21 protein-coding genes are annotated in these 21,159 nt (G+C 54.0%); 7 read left to right on the forward strand and 14 right to left on the reverse strand.

Annotation, left to right across the window (positions count from 1 at the left end; translation table 11 throughout):
• Window positions 1-4: 4 nt before the first annotated feature.
• The 7 genes from pheS to P8T57_RS07910 all read right to left on the reverse strand — a co-directional run bounded on the left by pheS (window position 5) and on the right by P8T57_RS07910 (window position 5,565).
• The gene (gene pheS, locus P8T57_RS07880) at window positions 5-1,075 is read right to left on the reverse strand and encodes a phenylalanine--tRNA ligase subunit alpha (RefSeq protein ID WP_063092449.1); all 1,071 of its coding nucleotides are present in this window, start codon (window positions 1,073-1,075) and stop codon (window positions 5-7) included.
• A gap of 117 nt (window positions 1,076-1,192) precedes the next feature.
• Window positions 1,193-1,549 (reverse strand): 50S ribosomal protein L20, encoded by a 357-nt coding sequence (gene rplT, locus P8T57_RS07885; protein WP_007088700.1) that lies wholly within the window; start codon window positions 1,547-1,549, stop codon window positions 1,193-1,195.
• Between the two features lie 16 nt (window positions 1,550-1,565).
• A complete protein-coding gene (gene rpmI, locus P8T57_RS07890; RefSeq protein ID WP_007088699.1) occupies window positions 1,566-1,763 on the reverse strand; it encodes a 50S ribosomal protein L35 in 198 nt (65 codons plus the stop codon).
• 349 nt (window positions 1,764-2,112) lie between these two features.
• On the reverse strand, window positions 2,113-2,517 hold the full coding sequence (locus P8T57_RS07895; protein WP_341365095.1) for a response regulator: 405 nt from the start codon (window positions 2,515-2,517) through the stop codon (window positions 2,113-2,115).
• 38 nt (window positions 2,518-2,555) lie between these two features.
• Window positions 2,556-3,071 (reverse strand): translation initiation factor IF-3, encoded by a 516-nt coding sequence (gene infC / locus P8T57_RS07900; protein ID WP_007088697.1) that lies wholly within the window; start codon window positions 3,069-3,071, stop codon window positions 2,556-2,558.
• 248 nt (window positions 3,072-3,319) lie between these two features.
• Window positions 3,320-4,336 carry a glycosyltransferase family 9 protein gene (locus tag P8T57_RS07905; RefSeq protein ID WP_341365096.1) on the reverse strand — a complete coding sequence of 339 codons (1,017 nt, stop codon included), beginning with the start codon at window positions 4,334-4,336 and terminating at the stop codon, window positions 3,320-3,322.
• Window positions 4,333-5,565, reverse strand: a complete 1,233-nt coding sequence (locus P8T57_RS07910; protein WP_341365097.1) for a glycosyltransferase family 4 protein — start codon at window positions 5,563-5,565, stop codon at window positions 4,333-4,335. Before P8T57_RS07910 ends, P8T57_RS07905 begins: the two co-directional genes overlap by 4 nt.
• Before the next feature lie 174 nt (window positions 5,566-5,739).
• On the opposite strand from P8T57_RS07910, the gene P8T57_RS07915 reads away from it, so the two are divergent.
• Complete coding sequence (locus P8T57_RS07915) at window positions 5,740-6,402, forward strand: alpha/beta hydrolase (protein ID WP_341365098.1); 663 nt, start codon at window positions 5,740-5,742, stop codon at window positions 6,400-6,402.
• Window positions 6,403-6,425: 23 nt separating this feature from the next.
• On the opposite strand, the gene P8T57_RS07920 is transcribed toward P8T57_RS07915, so the two are convergent.
• From P8T57_RS07920 to tsaD, 5 genes are all read right to left on the reverse strand, one after another.
• A complete protein-coding gene (locus tag P8T57_RS07920) occupies window positions 6,426-6,776 on the reverse strand; it encodes a Rieske (2Fe-2S) protein (RefSeq protein ID WP_341365099.1) in 351 nt (116 codons plus the stop codon).
• Window positions 6,773-7,186: an EVE domain-containing protein gene (locus P8T57_RS07925; protein ID WP_114094717.1), complete on the reverse strand. Its 414-nt coding sequence runs from the start codon at window positions 7,184-7,186 to the stop codon at window positions 6,773-6,775. Before P8T57_RS07925 ends, P8T57_RS07920 begins: the two co-directional genes overlap by 4 nt.
• A gap of 3 nt (window positions 7,187-7,189) precedes the next feature.
• Entirely contained in the window at window positions 7,190-7,468 is a 279-nt protein-coding gene (locus tag P8T57_RS07930) for a YciI family protein (protein ID WP_037988376.1), read from the reverse strand.
• A 101-nt stretch (window positions 7,469-7,569) separates the two neighbouring features.
• Complete coding sequence (locus P8T57_RS07935) at window positions 7,570-8,577, reverse strand: NAD(P)H-dependent glycerol-3-phosphate dehydrogenase (RefSeq protein WP_341365100.1); 1,008 nt, start codon at window positions 8,575-8,577, stop codon at window positions 7,570-7,572.
• Between the two features lie 54 nt (window positions 8,578-8,631).
• Window positions 8,632-9,690 carry a tRNA (adenosine(37)-N6)-threonylcarbamoyltransferase complex transferase subunit TsaD gene (tsaD, locus tag P8T57_RS07940; protein ID WP_007088689.1) on the reverse strand — a complete coding sequence of 353 codons (1,059 nt, stop codon included), beginning with the start codon at window positions 9,688-9,690 and terminating at the stop codon, window positions 8,632-8,634.
• A gap of 263 nt (window positions 9,691-9,953) precedes the next feature.
• Between tsaD and hemC the strand changes: the two genes are divergently transcribed.
• The 4 genes from hemC (at window position 9,954) to P8T57_RS07960 (ending at window position 14,678) form a co-directional block, all read left to right on the forward strand.
• Window positions 9,954-10,907 (forward strand): hydroxymethylbilane synthase, encoded by a 954-nt coding sequence (gene hemC, locus P8T57_RS07945; protein ID WP_341365101.1) that lies wholly within the window; start codon window positions 9,954-9,956, stop codon window positions 10,905-10,907.
• Complete coding sequence (locus P8T57_RS07950) at window positions 10,879-11,670, forward strand: uroporphyrinogen-III synthase (RefSeq protein WP_341365102.1); 792 nt, start codon at window positions 10,879-10,881, stop codon at window positions 11,668-11,670. Before hemC ends, P8T57_RS07950 begins: the two co-directional genes overlap by 29 nt.
• A 366-nt stretch (window positions 11,671-12,036) precedes the next feature.
• The gene (locus P8T57_RS07955; protein WP_341365103.1) at window positions 12,037-13,248 is read left to right on the forward strand and encodes a mitofilin family membrane protein; all 1,212 of its coding nucleotides are present in this window, start codon (window positions 12,037-12,039) and stop codon (window positions 13,246-13,248) included.
• A complete protein-coding gene (locus P8T57_RS07960) occupies window positions 13,245-14,678 on the forward strand; it encodes a heme biosynthesis HemY N-terminal domain-containing protein (RefSeq protein WP_341365104.1) in 1,434 nt (477 codons plus the stop codon). The genes P8T57_RS07955 and P8T57_RS07960 overlap by 4 nt, the downstream gene beginning before the upstream one ends.
• Window positions 14,679-14,751: 73 nt before the next feature.
• Here the strand turns inward: P8T57_RS07960 and purH are convergent, their stop codons facing one another.
• Entirely contained in the window at window positions 14,752-16,329 is a 1,578-nt protein-coding gene (gene purH / locus P8T57_RS07965) for a bifunctional phosphoribosylaminoimidazolecarboxamide formyltransferase/IMP cyclohydrolase (protein ID WP_341365105.1), read from the reverse strand.
• Window positions 16,330-16,608: 279 nt separating this feature from the next.
• Window positions 16,609-18,567 carry a nucleoside-diphosphate sugar epimerase/dehydratase gene (locus P8T57_RS07970; RefSeq protein WP_341365106.1) on the reverse strand — a complete coding sequence of 653 codons (1,959 nt, stop codon included), beginning with the start codon at window positions 18,565-18,567 and terminating at the stop codon, window positions 16,609-16,611.
• Window positions 18,568-18,928: 361 nt separating this feature from the next.
• On the opposite strand from P8T57_RS07970, the gene P8T57_RS07975 reads away from it, so the two are divergent.
• Together P8T57_RS07975 and rpe are read left to right on the forward strand one after the other, a co-directional pair.
• On the forward strand, window positions 18,929-20,278 hold the full coding sequence (locus tag P8T57_RS07975) for an RsmB/NOP family class I SAM-dependent RNA methyltransferase (protein ID WP_341365107.1): 1,350 nt from the start codon (window positions 18,929-18,931) through the stop codon (window positions 20,276-20,278).
• Between the two features lie 126 nt (window positions 20,279-20,404).
• Window positions 20,405-21,073, forward strand: coding sequence for a ribulose-phosphate 3-epimerase (rpe, locus tag P8T57_RS07980; RefSeq protein ID WP_037988427.1), 669 nt, complete (start codon window positions 20,405-20,407; stop codon window positions 21,071-21,073).
• Window positions 21,074-21,159 lie beyond the last annotated feature (86 nt).

The following is a 21,159-nucleotide window of genomic DNA, read 5'->3' on the forward strand; positions in this document are numbered from 1 at the left end:
GATCTTAGCCTCTCACCATGTTCGGTACATCCAGCGGCACGAAACCGTAATGTTTCAGCCAGCGCAGATCGGTATCGAAGAAGGTGCGAAGATCGGGAATGCCGTATTTCAGCATCGCGATACGTTCGATCCCCATGCCAAAGGCAAAGCCCTGATATTCATTCGGATCAAGCCCACAAGCCGCCAGAACGCGCGGATGAACCATGCCGCAGCCCAGAATCTCCAGCCAGTCGTCGCCTTCACCAATCTTGAGCTCCCCGCCCTTGCGCGAACAGCCAATGTCCATTTCGGCACTCGGCTCGGTAAAGGGGAAGAAGCTCGGACGGTAGCGAACCGGAACTTCGTCCAGCTCAAAATAGGTTTTAACAAACTCCAGCAGGCACCCTTTCAGATGGCCCATATGGGTTTTCTTGTCGATCACCAGTCCTTCGACCTGATGGAACATCGGCGTATGGGTCATATCGCTATCGGAACGATATGTCCGCCCCGGCGCGATGATCCGGATTGGCGGGGTTTTGCTCTGCATGGTTCTGATCTGCACCGGCGAGGTATGGGTGCGCAGCACAAGGCGCGACCCGTCTTCCTGCTCGGGCAGATAGAAGGTGTCCTGCATCTCGCGCGCCGGGTGTTCCGGCGGGATGTTCAGGGCGGTAAAGTTATGGAAATCGTCTTCGACATCCGGACCTTCGGCAAGCGCAAAGCCCATCTCGCCAAAGATCGAGATGATTTCGTCCATCGTCTGGCTGATCGGATGAATCCGGCCTGCAGTCTCGTCCATGCGCGAAGGCAGGGTTACATCGATCCGTTCGCCAACCAGGCGTGCATTCAAGGCCGCGTCTTCCAGGCCGGATTTGCGGGTCTCGATCGCCTCGGCAACCTGATCCTTGACCGTGTTCAGCGTTTGACCGAATTCACGGCGCTGATCCGGATCCATCTGGCCAAGGTTTTTCATCAGGCCGGTAATGCGGCCCTTTTTGCCAAGAGCACTGATACGAACATCTTCAAGAGCCTGCAAGTCGGCTGCTTTTTCGATTTCGGCCAGAACCTCTTCGCGCAATGCTTCGATGTTTTCCATAACTTCCGATGCTTTGCTTAAAGTGAATTGGGATAAACAAAAGAAAGGGGACGGCCAATATGGCCGCCCCCGATCAAATCAGGCAAGTGCCGATTAAACCTTTTTGCAAAAGGTTTATTAGCCGAGTGCAGCCTGCGCCTGGGTAACCAGAGCTTTGAAAGCATCGGGTTCGCGCACGGCGATGTCGGCAAGCACTTTGCGGTCCAGTTCAACGCCAGCCTTCTTGAGGCCGTTCATGAACTGCGAGTAGCTCAGACCGTTTTCACGAGCACCGGCGTTGATACGCTGAATCCACAAGCTGCGGAACTGGCGTTTCTTAACGCGACGGTCGCGATATGCATATTGCAGACCTTTTTCAACGGCCTGCACAGCAGTGCGGTAAGCATTCTTGCGGCGACCACGATAACCTTTGGCAGCCTTGATAACCTTGCGGTGACGGGCGTGAGAAGACACGCCCCCTTTTACACGAGCCATTTAACTCTCCTTAGCCTTAACCGTACGGCAGGAATTTTTTGACGATGCGGGCATCTGCGTCACAGAGAATCTCCGTGCCACGTGCCTGGCGCTTCATCTTGGTGGGTTTCGCAGTCAACAGGTGACGCTTGTTAGCGACATTGCGACGAACTTTACCCTTTGCGGTCAGGCTAAAGCGTTTTTTAGCGCTCGCTTTGGTCTTCATCTTGGGCATTTTTCTATCCTTGCATAAGCAATGAAACACGAAATTCCCCACGGCGGCTGGGCATGCCCTGAAAGATCAATGATCTTTCCAGCCTCACCACCTGTTTTGGGGACGGGTGGTTATAGACTCCACCCCTTCCTTTTTCAAGGACCTTTTCGCCCCTGTTACCCGCGATTTTCCCCGCTTCACCACATCGCGTAAAAGATCAGACTGAAACGGTCACAACAACACACCGTTGGCAGAGATCCTCGCATATCTGCGTGATCCGAAATCGTATTGTGAAAGTCAGGGAAAAAGTCGGACGATCAGGATGCACTCATATCTGGCGACAGATCGATGTCAGCCCGGCAGAAATATGTTAAACTGCTGTTTTAATTGTGTGAACCCGACTGATCCACTTCTCGATTCGGCTCAGCAGTTTTTCGCGATTGATCGGCTTTAAGACGAAGTCATTTCCACCCGCGGCGACACCGCCACGCAAATCTTCTTCGCCCTGACGGGCCGTGACATAGATGATTGCACAGGCACGATCAGGGAAACCCGTGCGAACCCGAAGCGAAGTTTCAAAGCCATTCATGCCGGGCATCATGATATCCATCAGAATGATACGCGGCTTTTTTGTCTTCAGGACTTCCAGAAGTTCCTTGCCAGAGGAAACGCCAACAAAACTGTATCCGCCACTTTCGACGATTCGTTTCAGAAGCACGAGACTTTTAGGGTCGTCATCGACCCCGACGATCAGAAGATCATTCCCGGCTGCCATGGCATTCCCTCTTGCTTGGAAAGGCAAAACGCCGCGGGTTAACGCGGCGCCAGCACCATAATCATTATGCGGCCTTCCATCTTCGGCATCTGTTCGGTTTTGGCAAGATCTTCAAGATCCCCCGAAAAACGCTGCAGCATGCCAAGACCAAGGTCCTGGTGAGCCATTTCACGTCCACGGAAACGCAAAGTGACTTTCACCTTATCTCCACCGCCAAGAAACTTCTGCGCTGCACGGAGCTTCACATTGTAGTCATGGATATCAATGTTCGGACGGAGCTTGATTTCCTTGACTTCAATAACCTTCTGTTTCTTTTTGGCTTCGTTCTGTTTCTTGCTTTGTTCGTATTTGAACTTGCCGTAGTCGATCAGCTTACAGACGGGAGGCTCGGCATTCGGAGCGACTTCGACAAGGTCGAGTCCAGCTTCCATCGCCATTTCAATGCCTTCACGAACCGTCATTGGATCAGACATATTGCCTTCAGCGTCAACGACACAGATGGCACGGGCTTTGATATCCTCATTGACGCGCGGACCTTCCTTGGTCGGCTGCATCGGTTTACGTGGTCGTGCTATGGATAATCTCCTTTGGTAATCAAACAAAAAAGCACAGAAACAAGTCGCTGGTGATGCAATAAGTCGCCGGAAAGCACATCCGGTCATGCGTACTGCAAAACGGACCTTTGCCTAGCATATCGGGCCGTCATCAGAAAGCAATGATTTTAGCCTTGGGCAACGGTATTCAAAGCCTTGAAGTCCTTCGCATTCAATGACGCACGACCGACATGGCAGAAACGGCGATATTAATCGACAAGATCAAGGCGATGACGAACCTCATCCATCACCCGGTTAACCGTCAATTCCCTCAGGTCATTCTCTCGCACGATGCTGACGGCGTTGTCCGTTGTCCCGCGCGGCGCACTTTTTTTGGGGTCGGAGTCCCGCGAAAACAGCACAATAGACGGCGCCCCGGCCGCTGCTGCAATGTGCATTGGCCCCGTATCATTGCCAATCGCCAAAACAGAGCGTGCGGCAAGTCCCGCAATATCAAGAAACCCTGTACGTCCCATCAGGTTTCGCGCCTTGGGGCACATACTATCGATTTTGCCAAGAACCTCGGCTTCCTTATCAGTTCCGATCAGCACCGGCGTCAGACGATAGTCGGCAATCTTTTTTGCCAGCAAACCGAACCGCTCGGCAGGCCACCGCTTGTCAGGACGGTGCGGGGCACCGCCAGGACAAATAAGAACAAAAGGACTTCGAACCCCAAAACGTTCCAGATCAATATCCGATCCGGCAATAAAAGGCGGTGGCACATTTTCGATCCCGGAGCGATGCAGCTGATCCGCCAAACGGTCAATGGTATGCAGACTGTCACGATCCGGGTTATCGTGTGGATGCGAGCAGCCCTTTGCAATTCCGGACCACTCCGGTGCTTTCCCCGGCCAAAACAGCCGATAGTAAAACCCGCTGCGATCCGATGTTTGCAGATCATAGATCCGATCAAAGTTGCCATTTCGCAGGAAGCGGCGCAGCGCAAGAACCTCGCGCACCTGATAAAGCTTTGGCCGCCGGTCTATTGCAATGGCGTCAAAATAACCCGTTGATTTTATCAGGTCGACATAAAGCCGTGTTGTCAGAACCGTGATATGAGCGCGCGGATGCGCGGATCGAATCGCGGCAAACGCCCCCATGGCAAGAATAATGTCCCCCAAGGCAGACAGCTTGATGACAAGAATGCGTTCCTGCCTGGCATCCGGCATCACACCCGCGACAATTTCAGCATCTTGCGACATGTCCGAAGTCATCGTTTCTGTCATGCAGCGTTCCTGATCGCGCCTTTCAGCGCCTTTTCATAAACCGCCAGCGTTTTTTCCGCCATCTGGGTCAGGGAATAGTTTTCGATAACGTGCTTTCGCCCCTTTTGCGCCAAAGCGGCACGCTTTTCCGGGGTCAACCGCAACACTTGTGTCAATGCCACAGACAATTGCTCAACTTCATTCGGCGTAACAAGCCATCCGGTTTCACCGGGCAAGACCGTCTCCATGGCACCGCCATGGGCCGTCGAAACAACCGGACGCCCCATTGCCTGCGCTTCGGATGGAATTCGGCCGAAGGCTTCGGGCTCGATTGACGGACACGCAACCACATCCGCCAGCATGTAGGCCGCTGGCATATCGGCACAATGATCAACGATATGCACAATATCTTCGAGGCCAAGCTTCCTGGTCAAAGCCAGCACTTCATCGCGATAAGCCGTGCGCCCCTGATCGGAACCGACCATCAGACAACGCACGTTCCGATGGCCAAGAGCTTCAAACACTGCCGGTAAAGCCTTGATCAGGAAACAATGCCCTTTCCAGCGCGTGATCCGCCCCGGCAACATGATGACATATTCTTCACCGGTCAAACGCCACTGGTTTGACAATGCAATCAGGCGTTCCTGACTGACATTTTCCGGATTGAACAAATCGGTATTGGTCCCGCGCGGCACGATATTCAGGCGCGCCGGGTCCATTTTATAAAATTTGCGAATATGGTCCGCGATATGATTGGAAATGGCGATGACCTGATCACCCATTGTCATGATCGCGTTATAACGCTTTTTGAACAGGTTGTTATGACCGGAATAAGTGCCATGGAATGTCGTAACAAAGGGAATCCCCGCCTTGCGCGCAGCAAAATAGGCACTCCAGGCCGGCGCGCGCGAACGCGCATGAATAATATCAACGCCCTCTGCACGGATAAGATCAACCAGCGCATCAACATTGCGGTGCATGGTAAACAGATTTTTTGACTTCAGTGGCAGGGTAATATGACGGGCACCAAACCGGTCTAGCTCCCGCTCAAGCCGACCGCCCTGTGAAGCGACCAGCGCAACACCACCACCATCAACAATGGCACGCGCAATATCAACCGTACCGCGCTCCACACCACCGGTATCAAGTTCCGGCAGAACTTGCAGAATTACGGCCGGACGATAAGCCGAACCTTGCACCTGCTGTTCCGGACGATAAACTGACTGGGTCTTGATCTCTGACGCGCTCATGCAATTCCAACCACTAACACCCAAGGATACCCTTCCCGGATGACAAATGACATGCCGACGCCTCAGTATCTCGAGCGGCCTGACGGATTAAAAATCGCATACCATGCGACTCCCGGCAAGCTGACAGAAGTACAAGGCCGACAAAAGCCTGGTGTTCTGTTTCTGGGGGGCTTCATGTCCGATATGACCGGCACCAAGGCCACCCATCTCGAGGCCCATTGCGTACAGCAGGGGCTGGCTTATACCCGCTTTGACTATTCGGGTCACGGACAATCGGCAGGCGCATTCAAAGACGGGACGATTGGACAGTGGGCCCGCGATGCCATTGCCATTATTGACGAAATCACCTCAGGTCCGCTTATTCTGGTCGGATCATCAATGGGGGGCTGGATCATGCTGTTGGCGGCACTGGCCCGGAAAGAACGCATCGCCGGACTTGTTGGCATTGCGGCGGCCCCCGACTTCACCGAAGACCTTATGTGGGCGCAATTCAGTGATGCCCAGAAATCTGAAATCACCAAGAACGGAGCCCTGATCGAGCCGACCGAGTATGGCGACGATCCCTATACGATTACGCATGCTCTGATAGAGGATGGCAGAAATCAGCTACTTTTGCGAAATCCGATCAAACTTGAATGCCCGGTTCGCCTTATCCAGGGCATGCAGGATCCGGATGTCCCTTGGCAGACCGCCATTCGTCTGACGGAAGCACTGGTTTCCAAGGATGTCCGCATAGATCTGATCAAAACCGGTGATCATCGCCTGTCCGAACCGGATCAGCTTGATGTCATCACCAAACATCTTGATGAGGTTATCGAAAAGGTGACGGTCGCCTAAGACCGTCACCATGACGCAGAATTTCAGGCCAGAACGACTTTCTCGTTCTCAATCTTTACGGCAACGGGTTCCAGCATATCGCCGTCACAAGGACCCGATACGCATAGGCCATCTTCGATCCTGAAACGTGCGCCATGCGTCGAGCAGATGATTTCGTTGTGAATATCACTGATGAATTCATCGGACTCAAGTTCAAGCGGCACACCAATATGGGGGCAACTGTTGACGTAACCGAAAACCCCTGCAGCGTCCCGCACGATGAAAATCCCGGCCCGACCAGAATTTCCGTCAAGCGATATGCCTTTAGCCCCGGTCGCATCCAGATCAGAAAGCGCACATAACACTGTTCCGGAGGGCGGCAGATCAACCGTCATGCCGAAACACCACCCATCTCGCAAATCGCTGTCCAGGATGCATCATCTATCGGCATGACCGACAAACGGGATTGTCTGAGCAACGGCAATTCGGCAAATCGCGGATCAGCTTTGATATCAGCCAGCGTCACCGGCCTTGGCACCGGTTTGACGGTTTTGAAATCAACCTGAACAAATTTGCCGGTGGCGTCAGTTGGATCGGGATAGGCTTCGCGGACCACCTCGACAATGCCGACAATCCGTTTTTCATTCACCGAATGATAAAAGAAAGCCAGATCACCGATCTGCATGGTCTTGAGGTTTTTTGCCGCCTGATGGTTGCGAACCCCATCCCATCCCTCGACACCCTTCCTGACCTGATCGTCCCACGACCAGCTTCCCGGCTCGGTTTTGATCAGCCAGTATGCCATGGATCAGAATACCTTTTTGAACGGACGGATAATCACGGATTCGAAAAGACCTGCCTTGCCATAAGGGTCATTTGCCGCAAATTCCTCGGCCTCGGCCTGATTATCAAACTCGATAATGAAGACCGAGCCATTCATGCCCTCAAGATCGGGATCAAGTGTGGGGCCTGCTGCAACGATCCTGTCGGCAAAACCGTCCTTGATATAGGCAAGATGCGCATCACGATTGGCTTTGCGCACAGCAAGATGCCCCGGTTTGTCGACACAGCGAATGTAAAAATGCATGGCAGCGTTTCCTGTCAAAATTGGTTTTGATACCGGTAAATTGACAGAACCTGCTCAAAGGCTCAAGCCGAACAAAAGCTGATAGCGTGGATGTGACCGGATTATTTTCCGGTTTCAAGCTCATCGCGAAATGGACGCTGCAACAATGCATTGATCGTGCTTCGCAGGTCCGCATCATGGTTGGCGACCTGATCCACAGCACTGCAGATTGGCATTTCAATACCATATTTTGCCGCAACCGCCGCAATTGACGCGGCTGTATGAACACCTTCGGTCACCGAACGTCGTTCGGCCAAAATGGCATCAGCCTTCTGCCCCTGCCCAAGGGAAAACCCGAAGGTGTAATTGCGCGACAACGTGCCGGTGCAGGTCAGCGTCAGATCGCCAAGTCCCGCCAGCCCCATCATGGTTTCAATCCGCCCCCCCATCGCCACCGCCAATCGCGACATTTCGGCAAGGCCACGGGTAATCAGGGCTGCGCGCGCATTATCGCCAAGCTCAAGCCCTGCAACCACGCCACTTGCAATCGCCAGAACGTTTTTGATCGCACCTGCAACTTCAACACCAATAACATCGGTACTGAAATAGGGCCGGAATGCCGACGTACCGATCAGATCCACCAGATCCTTGCCGAGATTCCTGTCGGAACAGGCGAGTGTAATTGCCGCGGGCAGACCTTTGGCAACTTCCTGGGCAAATGTCGGGCCAGACAGAACCGCAACCGGAACATCGCCAAGCGTTTCGTTCACGACCTGCGCCATAAGCGCACCGGTCCCTTTTTCGATCCCTTTGGCGCAAATAACGGCAGGAAGCGTTTCGGGCCAATGCGGGGCAAGCTTGATCAAAGTGCTTCGAAGATGCTGTGCCGGTGTAACCAGAAGAACTGCGTCTGACTCTCTCAATCCATCAATCGCAATTGTCGCTCTTAATGCTTTCGGAAGCTTTATGCCGGGCAGGTAGACGTCATTTTCACCCGATGTATCGATCCGTTCGGCCAACGCACGATCACGCAAAACAAGCTCAACATCAGCACCAGCCCGTACAGCCTGAATAGCCAGCGCAGTACCCCATGCGCCGCCGCCGACTACCGTTATGCGCTTATCCGACATAGTTCTTCTCGACCCCGATGATAAATATTCGAACAGTTTGGCGTTTGGAGAAACTCAGGCCTTCACGCCCGCACCCGGACGCTTTGGTGCCTCTGGGTCAAGCGGCCAGCGCGGTCGCGGCTTGAAATCCAGTTCGTCATGCTGACCGAGGCGAAAACGTTCCAACCCTGCCCAGGCAATCATGGCGGCATTATCAGTACAAAGCTCCAACGGTGGCGCAACAAGCGTCATGCCGGCCTGATCGGTCAGTTCCGTCAAACGGGTACGCAGATATTTGTTTGCCGCAACCCCACCGGCAAGCACCAAAGTCTTGCCCGTCGGATAATCGCGCATGAATTCGAAAATTGCATTTCGTGTGCGATCAATGAGCGTATCACCCACTGCCCGCTGGAACGAAGCCGCCAGATCAGCTTTGACTTCGGCAGTTTGCTGTTCGACAGGAAACCCGTCGAGATAGATGCGGACCGCAGTCTTCAAACCCGAAAACGAAAAATCACACCCGGGACGCCCGCGTAACGGTCGGGGCAGACCAAACCTGTCCGGGTTCCCGGCCTCCGCCGTTTTTTCAAGCGCAGGGCCGCCCGGATAACCAAGCCCCATCATTTTAGCGGTTTTGTCGAATGCTTCACCCACCGCGTCATCGATGGTCGTCCCGATCCGCTTGTATTGGCCAACACCTTCAACGATCAGGACCTGGCAATGACCGCCGGAAACCAGCAACAGCAGGTAAGGAAATGCAACATCATCCGTAAGGCGCACCGTAAGCGCATGACCTTCAAGATGATTGACGGCCAGAAACGGCTTCTGGGCTGCAAAGGCAATCGCCTTCGCGGTCATGGCCCCCACCATAACGCCACCAATCAGACCGGGGCCACCTGTGCAGGCCACGGCATCAAGATCGGCAAAATCAACACCCGCATCATCCATCGCTTCGGCGACAAGACGGTCAAGATGTTCAAGATGCGCGCGTGCCGCAATTTCCGGAACAACACCACCATAAGGACGATGATCGTCAAGCTGCGAAAGCACCCTGTTGGACATAACCTCGCGCTTGTCATTCACGACAGCTGCCGCCGTTTCATCACAACTGGTTTCGATACCCAATACGATCATTTCTTGCAAATCCGGCAATAAGTCGCGTCAGATTGACGCATCCTGTGTGGGAAAATTCTGGCAGTGATGTAGCCTAAACAGCACCCGCTTTCCACCCCAAGGCAATGCATTTGCCCTATGCAGGAAAAGCGTCAGAGAAAAAACACTACCACATAAGTCAATGAAACAGGGACATTCATCATTATAATCCGATCCGGTTTGGGTAAGGTGGCATACGCTACCGCCCTTGTTTTCAATCGGTTTTATGACTACAACTCGGGCTCATGACAAACACATCTGATACCGTAAAACTCCGCATCGGCACACGTGGCTCTCCCCTGGCGATGGCTCAGGCGCATGAAGTCCGCGACAAGCTTGCGAACGCGCATCCCGAACTCGCCGCCGAAGGCGCGATTGCCATTACCGTTATTACAACGACGGGCGACAAGATTCTTGATCGCGCATTGTCGGAAATCGGTGGCAAGGGGTTATTCACCAAGGAAATTGATGATGCCCTGATGGGTGGCGAGATTGATCTTGCTGTTCACAGTATGAAAGATGTGCCGACGGTGCTGCCAGATGGCATGATTTTGCCAACGATCCTGCCGCGCGAAGACGTGCGCGATGCGTTTATTTCTCTGAAATACAAAAGCTTTGCCGAAATGCCTGCGGGATCGGTGATCGGGTCGGCATCGTTACGCCGCCAAGCAATGATCCTTAATAAATATCCCGATCTCAAGGTTGTGACATTCCGTGGTAATGTCCAAACCCGCCTTCGCAAGCTTGAAGAGGGTCAGGTGGATGCCACGCTTCTGGCAATGGCAGGTTTGAACCGGCTAAACCGTCCAGAAGTTGCAACTGCTGCAATTTCCGAGGACGACATGCTCCCCGCTGTTGCCCAAGGGGCAATCGGTATTACTATTCGCGAAACTGACAACCAGACGCACAACTGGCTTTCTGCTTTGAACTGCCCGGCATCGGCCATCCGCGTCGCGGCTGAACGCGCGGCGTTACGTGCGCTCGACGGTTCATGTCGCACCCCTATTGCTGCTCTTGCCGAATATCTCCCGGATGGCAGAATGCGTTTACGGGTCAGCATTGTGCGCCCGGATGGCAGCGAACGACTGGATACTGAACGAATGATTGATGACCCGGACCTGGCAAATGCCGCAGCCGCCGGAACCGATGCCGGTAACGAGCTCAAAGAACGTGGCGGGTCAGACTTTATCTCGGCCTAGTCGGGTTAATGGCGCGATCTGGAATATCAGCGGGGAGACTATGGGACCATTGATCCTCAATACCCGACCGGAAGCCGATTCGCAGGAACTCGAAACCACGCTTCTGCAACGTGGTTATCGCCTGCTTTCGGCACCGATGTTGCGGATCGAGTTTCCCAAAAACCCGGATCAGCTTGATCTTGCTGATGTGCAGGCATTGATATTTACCTCTGCCAATGGTGTGCGTGCCTTTACCCGGCAATGTGATGACCGGCGTTATCCGGCTTTGTGTGTAGGTGATGCCACTGCGCGCACCGCACAACAGGCCGGTTTCACCGATATACGAAGTGCTAACGGTGACATTCACGATTTGGCACGCCTGATCAAAGATCAGATTGATCCGACAAACGGGGCGTTATTCCATCCTGCGGCCCGCAAGGTCGCCGGAGATCTGGGATCACTTTTGCGAGACGGAAACTTCGATATCCGAAGGCAAACCATGTATGATGCCGTTCCGTCCGATTGTCTTCCAAATGAGGTCGTCAGCGCGATTTCTGCCCATCATATTGATGCAGTTTTATTTTTCTCTCCCCGTACGGCGGAAAGCTTTGTTAAGCTGATTGAAAGACACAAGCTGCAAAAAGATCTGGTCGGTACACGTGCAATTTGTCTGAGTTCGGCAGTGCAAGATCGCCTAAGCGTCCTTACATGGCTAAAGACAGAAGTGGCAAAACACCCGACACAGGAATACCTTCTTTCGGCACTAGAGAACGCATTCGCCTGACTTTTCCGCGCCAAGTGATGTCTCGGAACAACCGCAAACTGCAATGGTCCGACCGTGAAAAAACCAGAAACGCCAAAAACCCACGCTTCCACAGACCCAGCCGAGACAAAATCCGGCTCGTCCGAAACCATTTCCATTGATAGCAAGGGCAATGCAAATATTGCCAAAGAACCTGCTGATCACAAGCCGGGAACGACGTCGGGTGGGTCAGAAGGTGCGAAACCTTCATCCACGTCAAACGCTACCTCAAAGTCAGACAGCCAGAAGTCCGGCTCCAAAACGGCAGATGCAAAACCTGAAATCAAACCGGGTATGAGCCAAAAGACTGCTTCCGACAAGCAAGCCACAGACAAGACAGACAAAACCGTGCAAAAAAAGCGTGGTGGTCGCGCGATCCTGTTGTTTGTGATCATTATTGCCGGTGCTTTGGTCACCGGATGGCTGACACGTACCATTTGGTGGCGTGACGCGGAACCCGTCCTGAGCCAGTATGTGCCTGCTGAAATCCTGGCGGAGATCACACCGGCAGAAGTGGCGGATAACCAGTCGTCAGGAACTGGTAGCGAGCCGACAACCGATAGTGCCACACCATCCACATCTGCCAATGATGCACCCGGAACTTCATCAAGCATAACGCCTGGTGCGCCGGAACGTGACGATGCAATGATCGGCAATGAAGACAACCTGTCTGAGCCGACAGACAATGCTTTTGCCCGCAATGAAAAAGCACCATCAGAAGGTGATGAAACAGTCGTCGTCGATACGGCATTGACCGAACGCCTGTCACGTCTCGAAGGTACGATCAACGCCTTGCGTGAACGCCTTGACAGTGAACGCGGCGATTCGCTGAACTCCACGGTTGCACGCCGAATGGCAGAAATTGAAACCCGCACCGCACCGATTGAAGAACTGGCACGGGTCGAAGCAGAACTTTCTGGTGTTGCAGCAGAAATGCGCGATCTGTCAGCACGTCTGTCAACCATGGAAGAGGAAGTGCGGGCAACTGCCGGTCTTCGGGTTGAAAGCCGTGGCCAAGCCATTGCCATGGCCGTTACGATCCTGCGCGATGCCGTGCAGCGCGGCGGATCGTTTATGATCGCGCTTAATCAGCTGGAACGCAGCGGCTCGGACGATCCCGTCATTGCAGAACAGATATCAGCCCTGAAACCACTTGCGGATCGTGGCGCGCCCACCATCGAAAAGCTGCGCCAGTCATTTCCGGCAATGGCACAGAAAGCCGTGCAGGCATCAAGTGACGACCATTCCGGTAGTGTTCTTGATGCGACCTGGGCCAATATCAAAAAACTGATCCCGGTTCGGCGTATTGATGTTGTCGGCGAAGAATCGCTCGATGGACGTTTGGTGACCGCAGAAACAGCGCTTGAAAGTGATGATCTTGATGGTGCCATTGCCGCCCTTGATGGTATCGAAGGTGACAATGCCCGGGCCGCCGTCAACGAGTGGCTTGAAGACGCCAAAAGCCGTCAGGTGTTGAACGGTGCCATCGCAACGCTCAGTGCACATGCGATCAATCTTCTGACCGGTGATGGGTCCGCAAATACGGGGGACAGCCAATGATCCGTCTTGGCCTGTTCATTCTGATAACTGCAATTCTGGTCACCTGCACGGTCTGGTTTGCCAATAATCCCGGTACAATGACCATCGTCTGGCTCGGCTACAGGTTTGATGGCTCTATTGGCATGGTCGCCCTTGGCCTTCTTGTTCTGACCGGGGTTCTGGTCATCCTGTGGCGCTGTTGGTCCACCATTGCCAATTCTCCCAATTGGCTTGGCCGTATTCTGGGCAGTCGCCGTCGCAAAAAAGGTCAGCAGGCCCTTACCATGGGATTGCTGGAACTTGCATCTGGTGATGTTCGACAAGCATTGAAGCATACCCGTGCGGTCGACCGGTATCTTGAAGATGATACCCTGACCCGCCTGTTAACAGCCCAAGCAGCCGAACTTGACGGAAACAACGAGGCTGCCAAACGTCAATTTGAAGCAATGCTTGAAAAGCCTGATTCAGCATTTTTCGGGTTGCGCGGTTTACTGCAGTTATCGCTGAAGTCCGATAACCGGTCGGAGGCACTCGATTATGCGGAACGGGCCCACCGCCTGCGTCCGCGCAATCCGTCCGTGCTTGTAACGTTATTTGATTTGTTACTGGGTGCAAAACGCTGGGACCGGGCCCTGACCCTGCTGGTGGATGCCCAAAAGGCAGATATCTTTAACGAAGATGAACTGACACGTCGCCGTGCACTTCTGATTACAGCCAAAGCCGAAGACGCAATAACGGATGGTGAAAATGCCGAAGCCATCAAACTTTTGCGCAAAGCTTTGAACGCGCGCCCGGACTTTACCGGCGCGGCTGTTCTTCTGGCTAGGCTTTATGCCGACATTGATCAGCCTGCGAAAGCGCGCGACGTTGCCCTGCAAAGCTGGCAGACATCACCATCCGCTGCCTTGGGTCAAATCTATCTGGACAGTCTTTCCGAAGACGCCTTGGCAAAAGTCAAAGCTGTCGAGAAGCTGATTGCCGCCAATCCGGAACATGTAGAAAGCCAGCTTTTGCTTGCCGAAGCCGCACTTTCTGCCGATTTGTGGGGCATGGCACGCAGCAACCTGGAAAAGGCCATCGCCCAAAAGGCGCAGTCACGTCACTACCGTCTTCTGGCTGATCTGGAATTCCGTGAAAAGAAAGATGCCGCAAAAGCACGTGAACTGCTGGTAAAGGCAAGTCACGCCAATCCCGACCCCGGCTGGCGGTGCGGCGCATGTGGTACGGAAACAGATAAATGGGCAGTTACCTGCCCGTCCTGTCATTCCTTTGGCAGCATTGACTGGCGGGCACCGATGCGCGTGCATAATGATCAGCCCGCTTCCGATCCGGCAACGCCAAAACAGCCCGCCGCCATAAAGCGGGATGGGGCAATGATCGAAAACTCCGATCCGACTGATAAAACTGTGAACAGCAGCGCAAAAGTGGAACATCCAGCAACGGCTGTCTGACCCCTGATATCCATCCACTGAACACAAAAAACAGGCCGCGGACATAAAATGTCTGCGGCCTGTTTGCTTAAGATTAATGGCGGAAGTGACGCATACCGGTAAACACCATGGCAATACCGTGTTCATCGGCAGCCGCAATGACTTCTTCGTCACGCATTGAACCGCCCGGCTGAATAACCGCTGTGGCACCGGCATTGACTGCAGCCAGCAATCCGTCTGCAAACGGGAAGAACGCATCAGACGACACGACCGATCCCTTGGTACGCAATTCGCCTTCACCCGCATTTTTACCGGCTTCTTCGGCTTTCCATGCGGCAATCCGTGAACTGTCAACACGGCTCATCTGGCCGGCACCCACACCAACCGTTTTACCGTCTTTGACATAAACAATCGCGTTTGATTTGACATGTTTGCCAACACGGAAGGCAAACAGCAGATCATCAAGTTCGGCTTCGGTCGGCTTGCGCTTGGTGACGACTTTAAGCGCGTCACGCTTTACACGACCCGCATCGCGGTTCTGAAGAAGATATCCACCAGCCAACGACCGAAGCGTCATGTCTTCACCTTCCGGATCAGCCATGCCACCGGTCACCAGAAGACGCAGGTTCTTCTTCGCTGCCAGAACTTCCTTCGCCGCGTCATCGGCATCCGGGCAGATCACGACTTCGGCAAACAGTTTGGCAATTTCTTCGGCAGTGGCTTTATCAAGAGTACGGTTAACGGCAATGATGCCGCCAAAGGCCGAAACCGGATCACAAGACAGGGCCTTGTTATAGGCTTCAATCAGAGTTGCCCCCTCGGCAACGCCACACGGATTGGCGTGCTTGATGATGGCAACAGCCGGTTTTTCGTCAAACTCGGACACCAGTTCGAACGCCGCATCCGTGTCATTCAGGTTATTGAATGACAATTCCTTACCCTGAAGCTGGGTCGCGGTGGCAACGCCCGGACGGTTTTTACCGTTGGTATAGAATGCTGCCTGCTGATGCGGGTTTTCGCCGTAACGCAGGGTCTGTTTCAGTTCGGCAGAAACATTCAGGCGCTGCGGGAACGTTTCGCCAAGCTCGCCAGCAAACCAGCTTGAAATGGCCGAGTCATAAGCACCCGTGCGGGCAAAAGCCTTGGCCGCCAGAACACGACGGGTTTCTGCCGTCGTGGCACCGGCATTGTCTTTCATCTCGGCAACAATGCGGTCGTAGTCAGAAGGATCGACAACCACAGTCACCGACTCATGGTTCTTCGCCGCCGAGCGGATCATGCTGGGCCCACCAATATCGATATTTTCGATGCAGGTGTCGAAATCGGCACCTTTGGCAACGGTTTCTTCGAACGGATAAAGGTTCACACAGACCAGATCGATCGGCGAAATGTCGTTATCCTTCATCGCCTGCATATGGCTGGAAAGAGAACGGCGGCCAAGAAGGCCGCCGTGAATCTTCGGATGAAGAGTCTTGACGCGACCGTCCATGATTTCGGGAAAACCGGTATGATCGGCAACTTCCTTCACAGGGATACCGGCCGCTTCGATGGCCTTGGCAGAACCACCAGTCGACAGGATTTCAACACCCTGTTCATGAAGGGATTTGGCAAATTCGACCAGACCGGTCTTGTCGGAAACAGAGATCAGCGCGCGCGCAATACGAGCAGTCATCGGGTTCGCTTTCAAAAGATCGTCAGTGATGAAGGCACCGGACCCATTGATGATATATCGGCCCACAAAAGAAACCGTTCCGTATGGCTGCGCGTGGGCAAGACTGGCCTTCTGATGAATGAAAACGGATGGTTTTCATTCTGGCCGACACATGATCAATGAGTCCGAACCATGTTTCGCGCGGAGCTTTATCACGCAGACGATAAAATGTGGACCCCGAAATGTTGCATGGCCGCAGACCAAACTGCGCAGACGTGCAGTCTTTAAACAGATATCAGGTTATTGACCACTAACCGCCTGATCGAGTTTTCCCGGATCGCTATCTGCAAAGAAGGATTTAACCCCAATCTCGGGCGGCTGAAATTCGGGGACAAGACGCCCCATCAGTTCCAGCGTTTTGTGCGTATCACGCCTTGCTGCACTTTCACCAAGCTCGTCAAACACCTGCTTGATCAACGCATAATCAACAACACGCGGGGCCGCCAACATAACGCCGTCGGTTTCAGTCGGTTCTGGTGGCTCACCATCGTGGAACAATTCTTCGTAAAGCTTCTCGCCGGGACGTAATCCAGTTACCTTGATATCGATATCCTTGCCCGGACGCAGGCCCGACAGCAGGATCATCTGACGCGCCAGATCGATGATCTTGACCGGTCGCCCCATATCAAGAACGAATATCTTGCCACCATCGGTGACACCATGTTTGCCAAGTTCGGCGGCCTGCAAAACAAGTTCCACCGCTTCGGCAATCGTCATGAAGTACCGCGTGATGCCTTCGTGCGTCACCGTCAACGGACCGCCGGCCTCCAGCTGGCGGCGGAACAGGGGCACGACGGATCCGGTTGAGCCCAGCACATTGCCAAACCGAACCGTCACAAACCGCGTCGGGCCGCGCTGATCCGCGGGCAGCGTCTCAAGCGCCTGACAATAGCATTCCGCCAAACGTTTTGACGCCCCCATGACATTCGCCGGATTTACGGCCTTGTCCGTTGAAATCAGAACCATGGTGCCAACCCCGGCCGCACGGCATGCCTCGGCAACGTTGCGGGTGCCCAACGTATTGGTCAGAATACCTTCATTGGGATTGTGTTCAACCAGCGGCACATGTTTATAAGCTGCGGCATGAAAAACAATCTCCGGCTTTTGTTTTGCAAAAACCTGATCGATCCGGGTTCGATCACGAACATCGCCTAAAATACTTTCACGCGGAAGATCGGGATATTTTTCCGCCATCTCCATATCGATGGCATAAAGATTATATTCCCCCGCATCCAGCAAGGTCAGACTTTCCGGACCATAGGCAGCAATCTGCCGCACCAGTTCCGAGCCGATTGATCCACCGGCACCGGTCACAAGCACCCGATGCCCGGCAATCATTTGACGAACCTTGTCTCGATCAAGGCGCGCCTGCGGACGGCCCAGCAAATCCTCGATCGCTACGGAGCGGATTTGCAGTGGGTCGGCAAGACCTTCCCGCAGATCATTCAACTTTGGCAGGCGCGCAAGCGTAATGCCCCTTTGATCAGCAATCTCGACCCATTTCGTTATATCTTCGTGACGCAGTGCGTCACCGGTCAGAACCAACCGGCGCGGCAGCCCACGCTTGCTATTGGCGAGCTTGCCAAGGATCTCCTCAAGACGGTCTACGGTCGCAAGAACGTCAACACCGTGCATGTTGCGCCCAACGCGGCTATCGGTCAGCGAAACAATCCCGACAACATCAAACGGTGTATTTGCTGAACGACGCGTTTCGCGAATGAAGGCTTCCGCCTCGTCGCCTGCACCAATCAACAGAACCGGCAAACGATGCGTCCCCTGCCGCAGCATTTCACGGGCAGAGGTTTTGTCCTTGGTGATCCGATAAATCAGCCGGGATCCCCCCAGCAGCGCCATTAACAGGAACCACTGAATAATCGGTGTTGATCGCGGCAACCAGTCAAGCCGCGCGGTCAGGAACAACACAAGAAATAACACACCAACAGCAACCGTTACCGCCTTGGCAATTCGCGTCAGATCGTTCAAAGACGCATAACGCCAAATCCCGCGATAAAGGCCAAAAAACCAGAAAGAGACTGCGGCGATAACGGTAAAGACTGATGCTGAAAACAGAATGTTCTGCGGATTATAAAAAACCACACCATCGCCCACGCGCAGATAAAGTGCTGCGGGCAATGAAACAGCTGCCATTGTCACATCATGGACAAAGGCAATCTGGCTACGTTGGAATAAACGCGACATTCGGTTCCTTACCGGAATACTGGTGTGGTTCATACTAGCCCCAAGCCTTTGGCAGGGACACGGTTTTTCTTTTCGCGTTCGGCCTGTGACAAGTCAAGAAGCTAACAAACAAATTGAAACAAAGAAGCTTTTAAGTTGAAGCTTATAGAATCGTTAGACTGACAAAAGACATCTGTATCGCCCGTTCCGTTCAAATCATCCGTCTGGATTACCGGGCACTCGTCCCCATCGCAAGGCTTTTAAGTAGCCGACAAACCATATCCAGCAGGCCAGCCATGCCAGAAATCGCGCGGCTAAGTGCTTTACAGCCCCCCAAAGGGCGCTTACTTACAAGCCACAACCCGAAACCGGAGATATTCCTTTGACAGAACGCCGCGCCCGTCCGGGCAACCGCCACGCGCCACACCATAGCCAACCGGCCGATCTTCCCGATCCCCGGATGCTGGCGCTCAAAACCCTGCAGGAACTGCGCGGGGGGGAAGTCACACTGGACGAGCTTCTGTCAAAACACGGGTTTGGTCTGCCGTCACTGGATCGCAATTTTTTGCGTCAATTGCTCGGCACGACATTGCGCCATCTGGGTGAAATTGATGCCATGCTCGCCCCGCGCTATCACCCGCCACAAGATCGCACCGCCGCACGACTGACCAATATCCTGCGTCTGGGTGTTGCCCAGCTGTTTTTCATGGATACAGCCGATCACGGTGCAGTTGACAGCACGGTTAATCTGGCGCGCGATGCAGGACTTCATCGGTACACCAAACTGATCAATGCCGTCTTGCGCGGTTTGCAGCGCGACGGCTTTGAATGGCCTGAAAATGTCGAAGACTGGCAATTGAACGTTCCGGCATGGCTGCGCGGATCATGGAAAAAGGCCTATGGCGCGGACGTGGCCCAGGGCATTGCACAGGCAAGCCTTGGCTATGCCATGCTTGACCTTTCGATCAAAGACCCGGCCGAGGCCGCCGAATGGGCGGAAAAAATGGACGGTATTGTCCTTCCAACCGGCACGGTCCGGCTTGAAGGCGGGCGTCGCATCCGCAACCTGCCGGGCTATAAAGACGGCAAATGGTGGGTGCAGGACGCGGCGGCATCCATCCCGGCCAAACTGTTTTCGGCTCACAAGGGCAAAACCATTTATGATCTCTGCGCTGCACCGGGCGGAAAAACCATGCAGCTTGCGGCTTTCGGTGCACAGGCCATTGCCGTTGATAAATCCGAGGGCCGCCTGAAACGCGTCTATGAAAACCTTGAACGGGTTGAACTCGGTGCCGCCGTTGTTATCGGGGACGCCACCGATCTGGCCCCTGATACGCCACGTGCCGATGCGGTTTTGCTTGATGCGCCTTGTTCGGCAACCGGCACCATTCGCCGCCATCCCGATATTTTGCTGCGTCAGAACGACAAACTGATGCGGTCGCTTTTGCCGATCCAGACCAAGCTGCTTAATCAGGCTGACAAGCTTCTGAATGTTGGTGGCGAGCTGATCTATTGCACCTGTTCGCTTCAGCCTGAAGAGGGCGAGCATCAGGTCAAATCGTTCCTGGCCGACCACCCGAATTACGAACGCAAGCCGATTACCGCCGACGAACTGGGCGGTTGGAGTGAGGCCATCAACGATGCCGGTGAATTGCGCATCCTGCCGCTACATATGCAGGAATATGGCGGGATCGATGGTTTCTTCTGCGCACGGCTGGTCAAGAAATCCTGATTGGTATCTTGAACGATACAGATCAAGACAGACATTCGCCCCGCTTGGGTGACAGGACCGCGTTTTTGGGGTATGAGAACCGCGAAATTCCCATATCCCAACCCGCTTCAGGACCTTTGCCGCGCCATGACCGCATCAAACGCCATTAAAATCGCACCTTCGATCCTTTCCGCCGATTTCGCCCAGCTGGGTGTTGATGTCCGCGCGGTTGATGCCGCCGGGGCGGATTATATCCATATCGATGTCATGGACGGCCATTACGTGCCCAACATCACCATCGGCCCGGATGTGGTCAAGGCACTGCGCCCGCATAGCGACAAGGTGTTTGACGTTCACCTGATGATCGCACCGGTCGATCCCTATATCGAAGCCTTCGCCAATGCCGGTTCCGATATCATCACCATCCATGCCGAAGCAGGCCCGCATCTGCATCGTTCGCTGCAGCTGATCAAGTCGCTGGGCAAAAAAGCCGGGGTGTCGCTGAACCCGTCAACGCCGGAAAGCGCGATCGAATATGTCATGGACATGGTTGACCTTGTTCTGGTCATGACCGTGAACCCCGGCTTTGGCGGCCAGAAATTCATTCCAAGCCAGCTTGAAAAAATCAAACGCATCCGCAAGATGATCGACGCGACCGGACGCGATATCGACCTTGAAGTCGATGGTGGCGTAAACCCGGAAATCGCGCCCAAGGTGATCGAAGCCGGTGCGAACGTTCTGGTCGCCGGTTCCGCGACCTTCAAAGGCGGCCCATCCGAATACGCCAACAACATCAAAGCCATTCGCGGCAACTGAGCCCGGCGGACTGCTTTATCTGGCAATTCAGAAATGAATAGGGTCGGCGCAAAAATGCCCGACCCTATTCATATATGGATCACCTG

This window comes from Thalassospira sp. SN3W (assembly GCF_038070535.1).
GTDB lineage: Bacteria > Pseudomonadota > Alphaproteobacteria > Rhodospirillales > Thalassospiraceae > Thalassospira > Thalassospira xiamenensis.

Coding starts and splice junctions, on each gene's coding strand:
- P8T57_RS07970 (WP_341365106.1), bottom strand. CDS start 18,567: ATGTCGCGTTTATTCCAACGTAGCCAGATTGCCTTTGTCCATGATGTG.
- P8T57_RS07905 (WP_341365096.1), bottom strand. CDS start 4,336: ATGACAGAAACGATGACTTCGGACATGTCGCAAGATGCTGAAATTGTC.
- P8T57_RS07915 (WP_341365098.1), top strand. CDS start 5,740: ATGTCCGATATGACCGGCACCAAGGCCACCCATCTCGAGGCCCATTGC.
- P8T57_RS07960 (WP_341365104.1), top strand. CDS start 13,245: ATGATCCGTCTTGGCCTGTTCATTCTGATAACTGCAATTCTGGTCACC.
- rpe (WP_037988427.1), top strand. CDS start 20,405: ATGACCGCATCAAACGCCATTAAAATCGCACCTTCGATCCTTTCCGCC.
- purH (WP_341365105.1), bottom strand. CDS start 16,329: ATGACTGCTCGTATTGCGCGCGCGCTGATCTCTGTTTCCGACAAGACC.
- rpmI (WP_007088699.1), bottom strand. CDS start 1,763: ATGCCCAAGATGAAGACCAAAGCGAGCGCTAAAAAACGCTTTAGCCTG.
- P8T57_RS07930 (WP_037988376.1), bottom strand. CDS start 7,468: ATGCATTTTTACATTCGCTGTGTCGACAAACCGGGGCATCTTGCTGTG.
- P8T57_RS07910 (WP_341365097.1), bottom strand. CDS start 5,565: ATGAGCGCGTCAGAGATCAAGACCCAGTCAGTTTATCGTCCGGAACAG.
- hemC (WP_341365101.1), top strand. CDS start 9,954: ATGACAAACACATCTGATACCGTAAAACTCCGCATCGGCACACGTGGC.
- P8T57_RS07920 (WP_341365099.1), bottom strand. CDS start 6,776: ATGACGGTTGATCTGCCGCCCTCCGGAACAGTGTTATGTGCGCTTTCT.
- rplT (WP_007088700.1), bottom strand. CDS start 1,549: ATGGCTCGTGTAAAAGGGGGCGTGTCTTCTCACGCCCGTCACCGCAAG.
- P8T57_RS07935 (WP_341365100.1), bottom strand. CDS start 8,577: ATGTCGGATAAGCGCATAACGGTAGTCGGCGGCGGCGCATGGGGTACT.
- pheS (WP_063092449.1), bottom strand. CDS start 1,075: ATGGAAAACATCGAAGCATTGCGCGAAGAGGTTCTGGCCGAAATCGAA.
- infC (WP_007088697.1), bottom strand. CDS start 3,071: ATGCAGCCGACCAAGGAAGGTCCGCGCGTCAATGAGGATATCAAAGCC.
- P8T57_RS07895 (WP_341365095.1), bottom strand. CDS start 2,517: ATGGCAGCCGGGAATGATCTTCTGATCGTCGGGGTCGATGACGACCCT.
- tsaD (WP_007088689.1), bottom strand. CDS start 9,690: ATGATCGTATTGGGTATCGAAACCAGTTGTGATGAAACGGCGGCAGCT.
- P8T57_RS07925 (WP_114094717.1), bottom strand. CDS start 7,186: ATGGCATACTGGCTGATCAAAACCGAGCCGGGAAGCTGGTCGTGGGAC.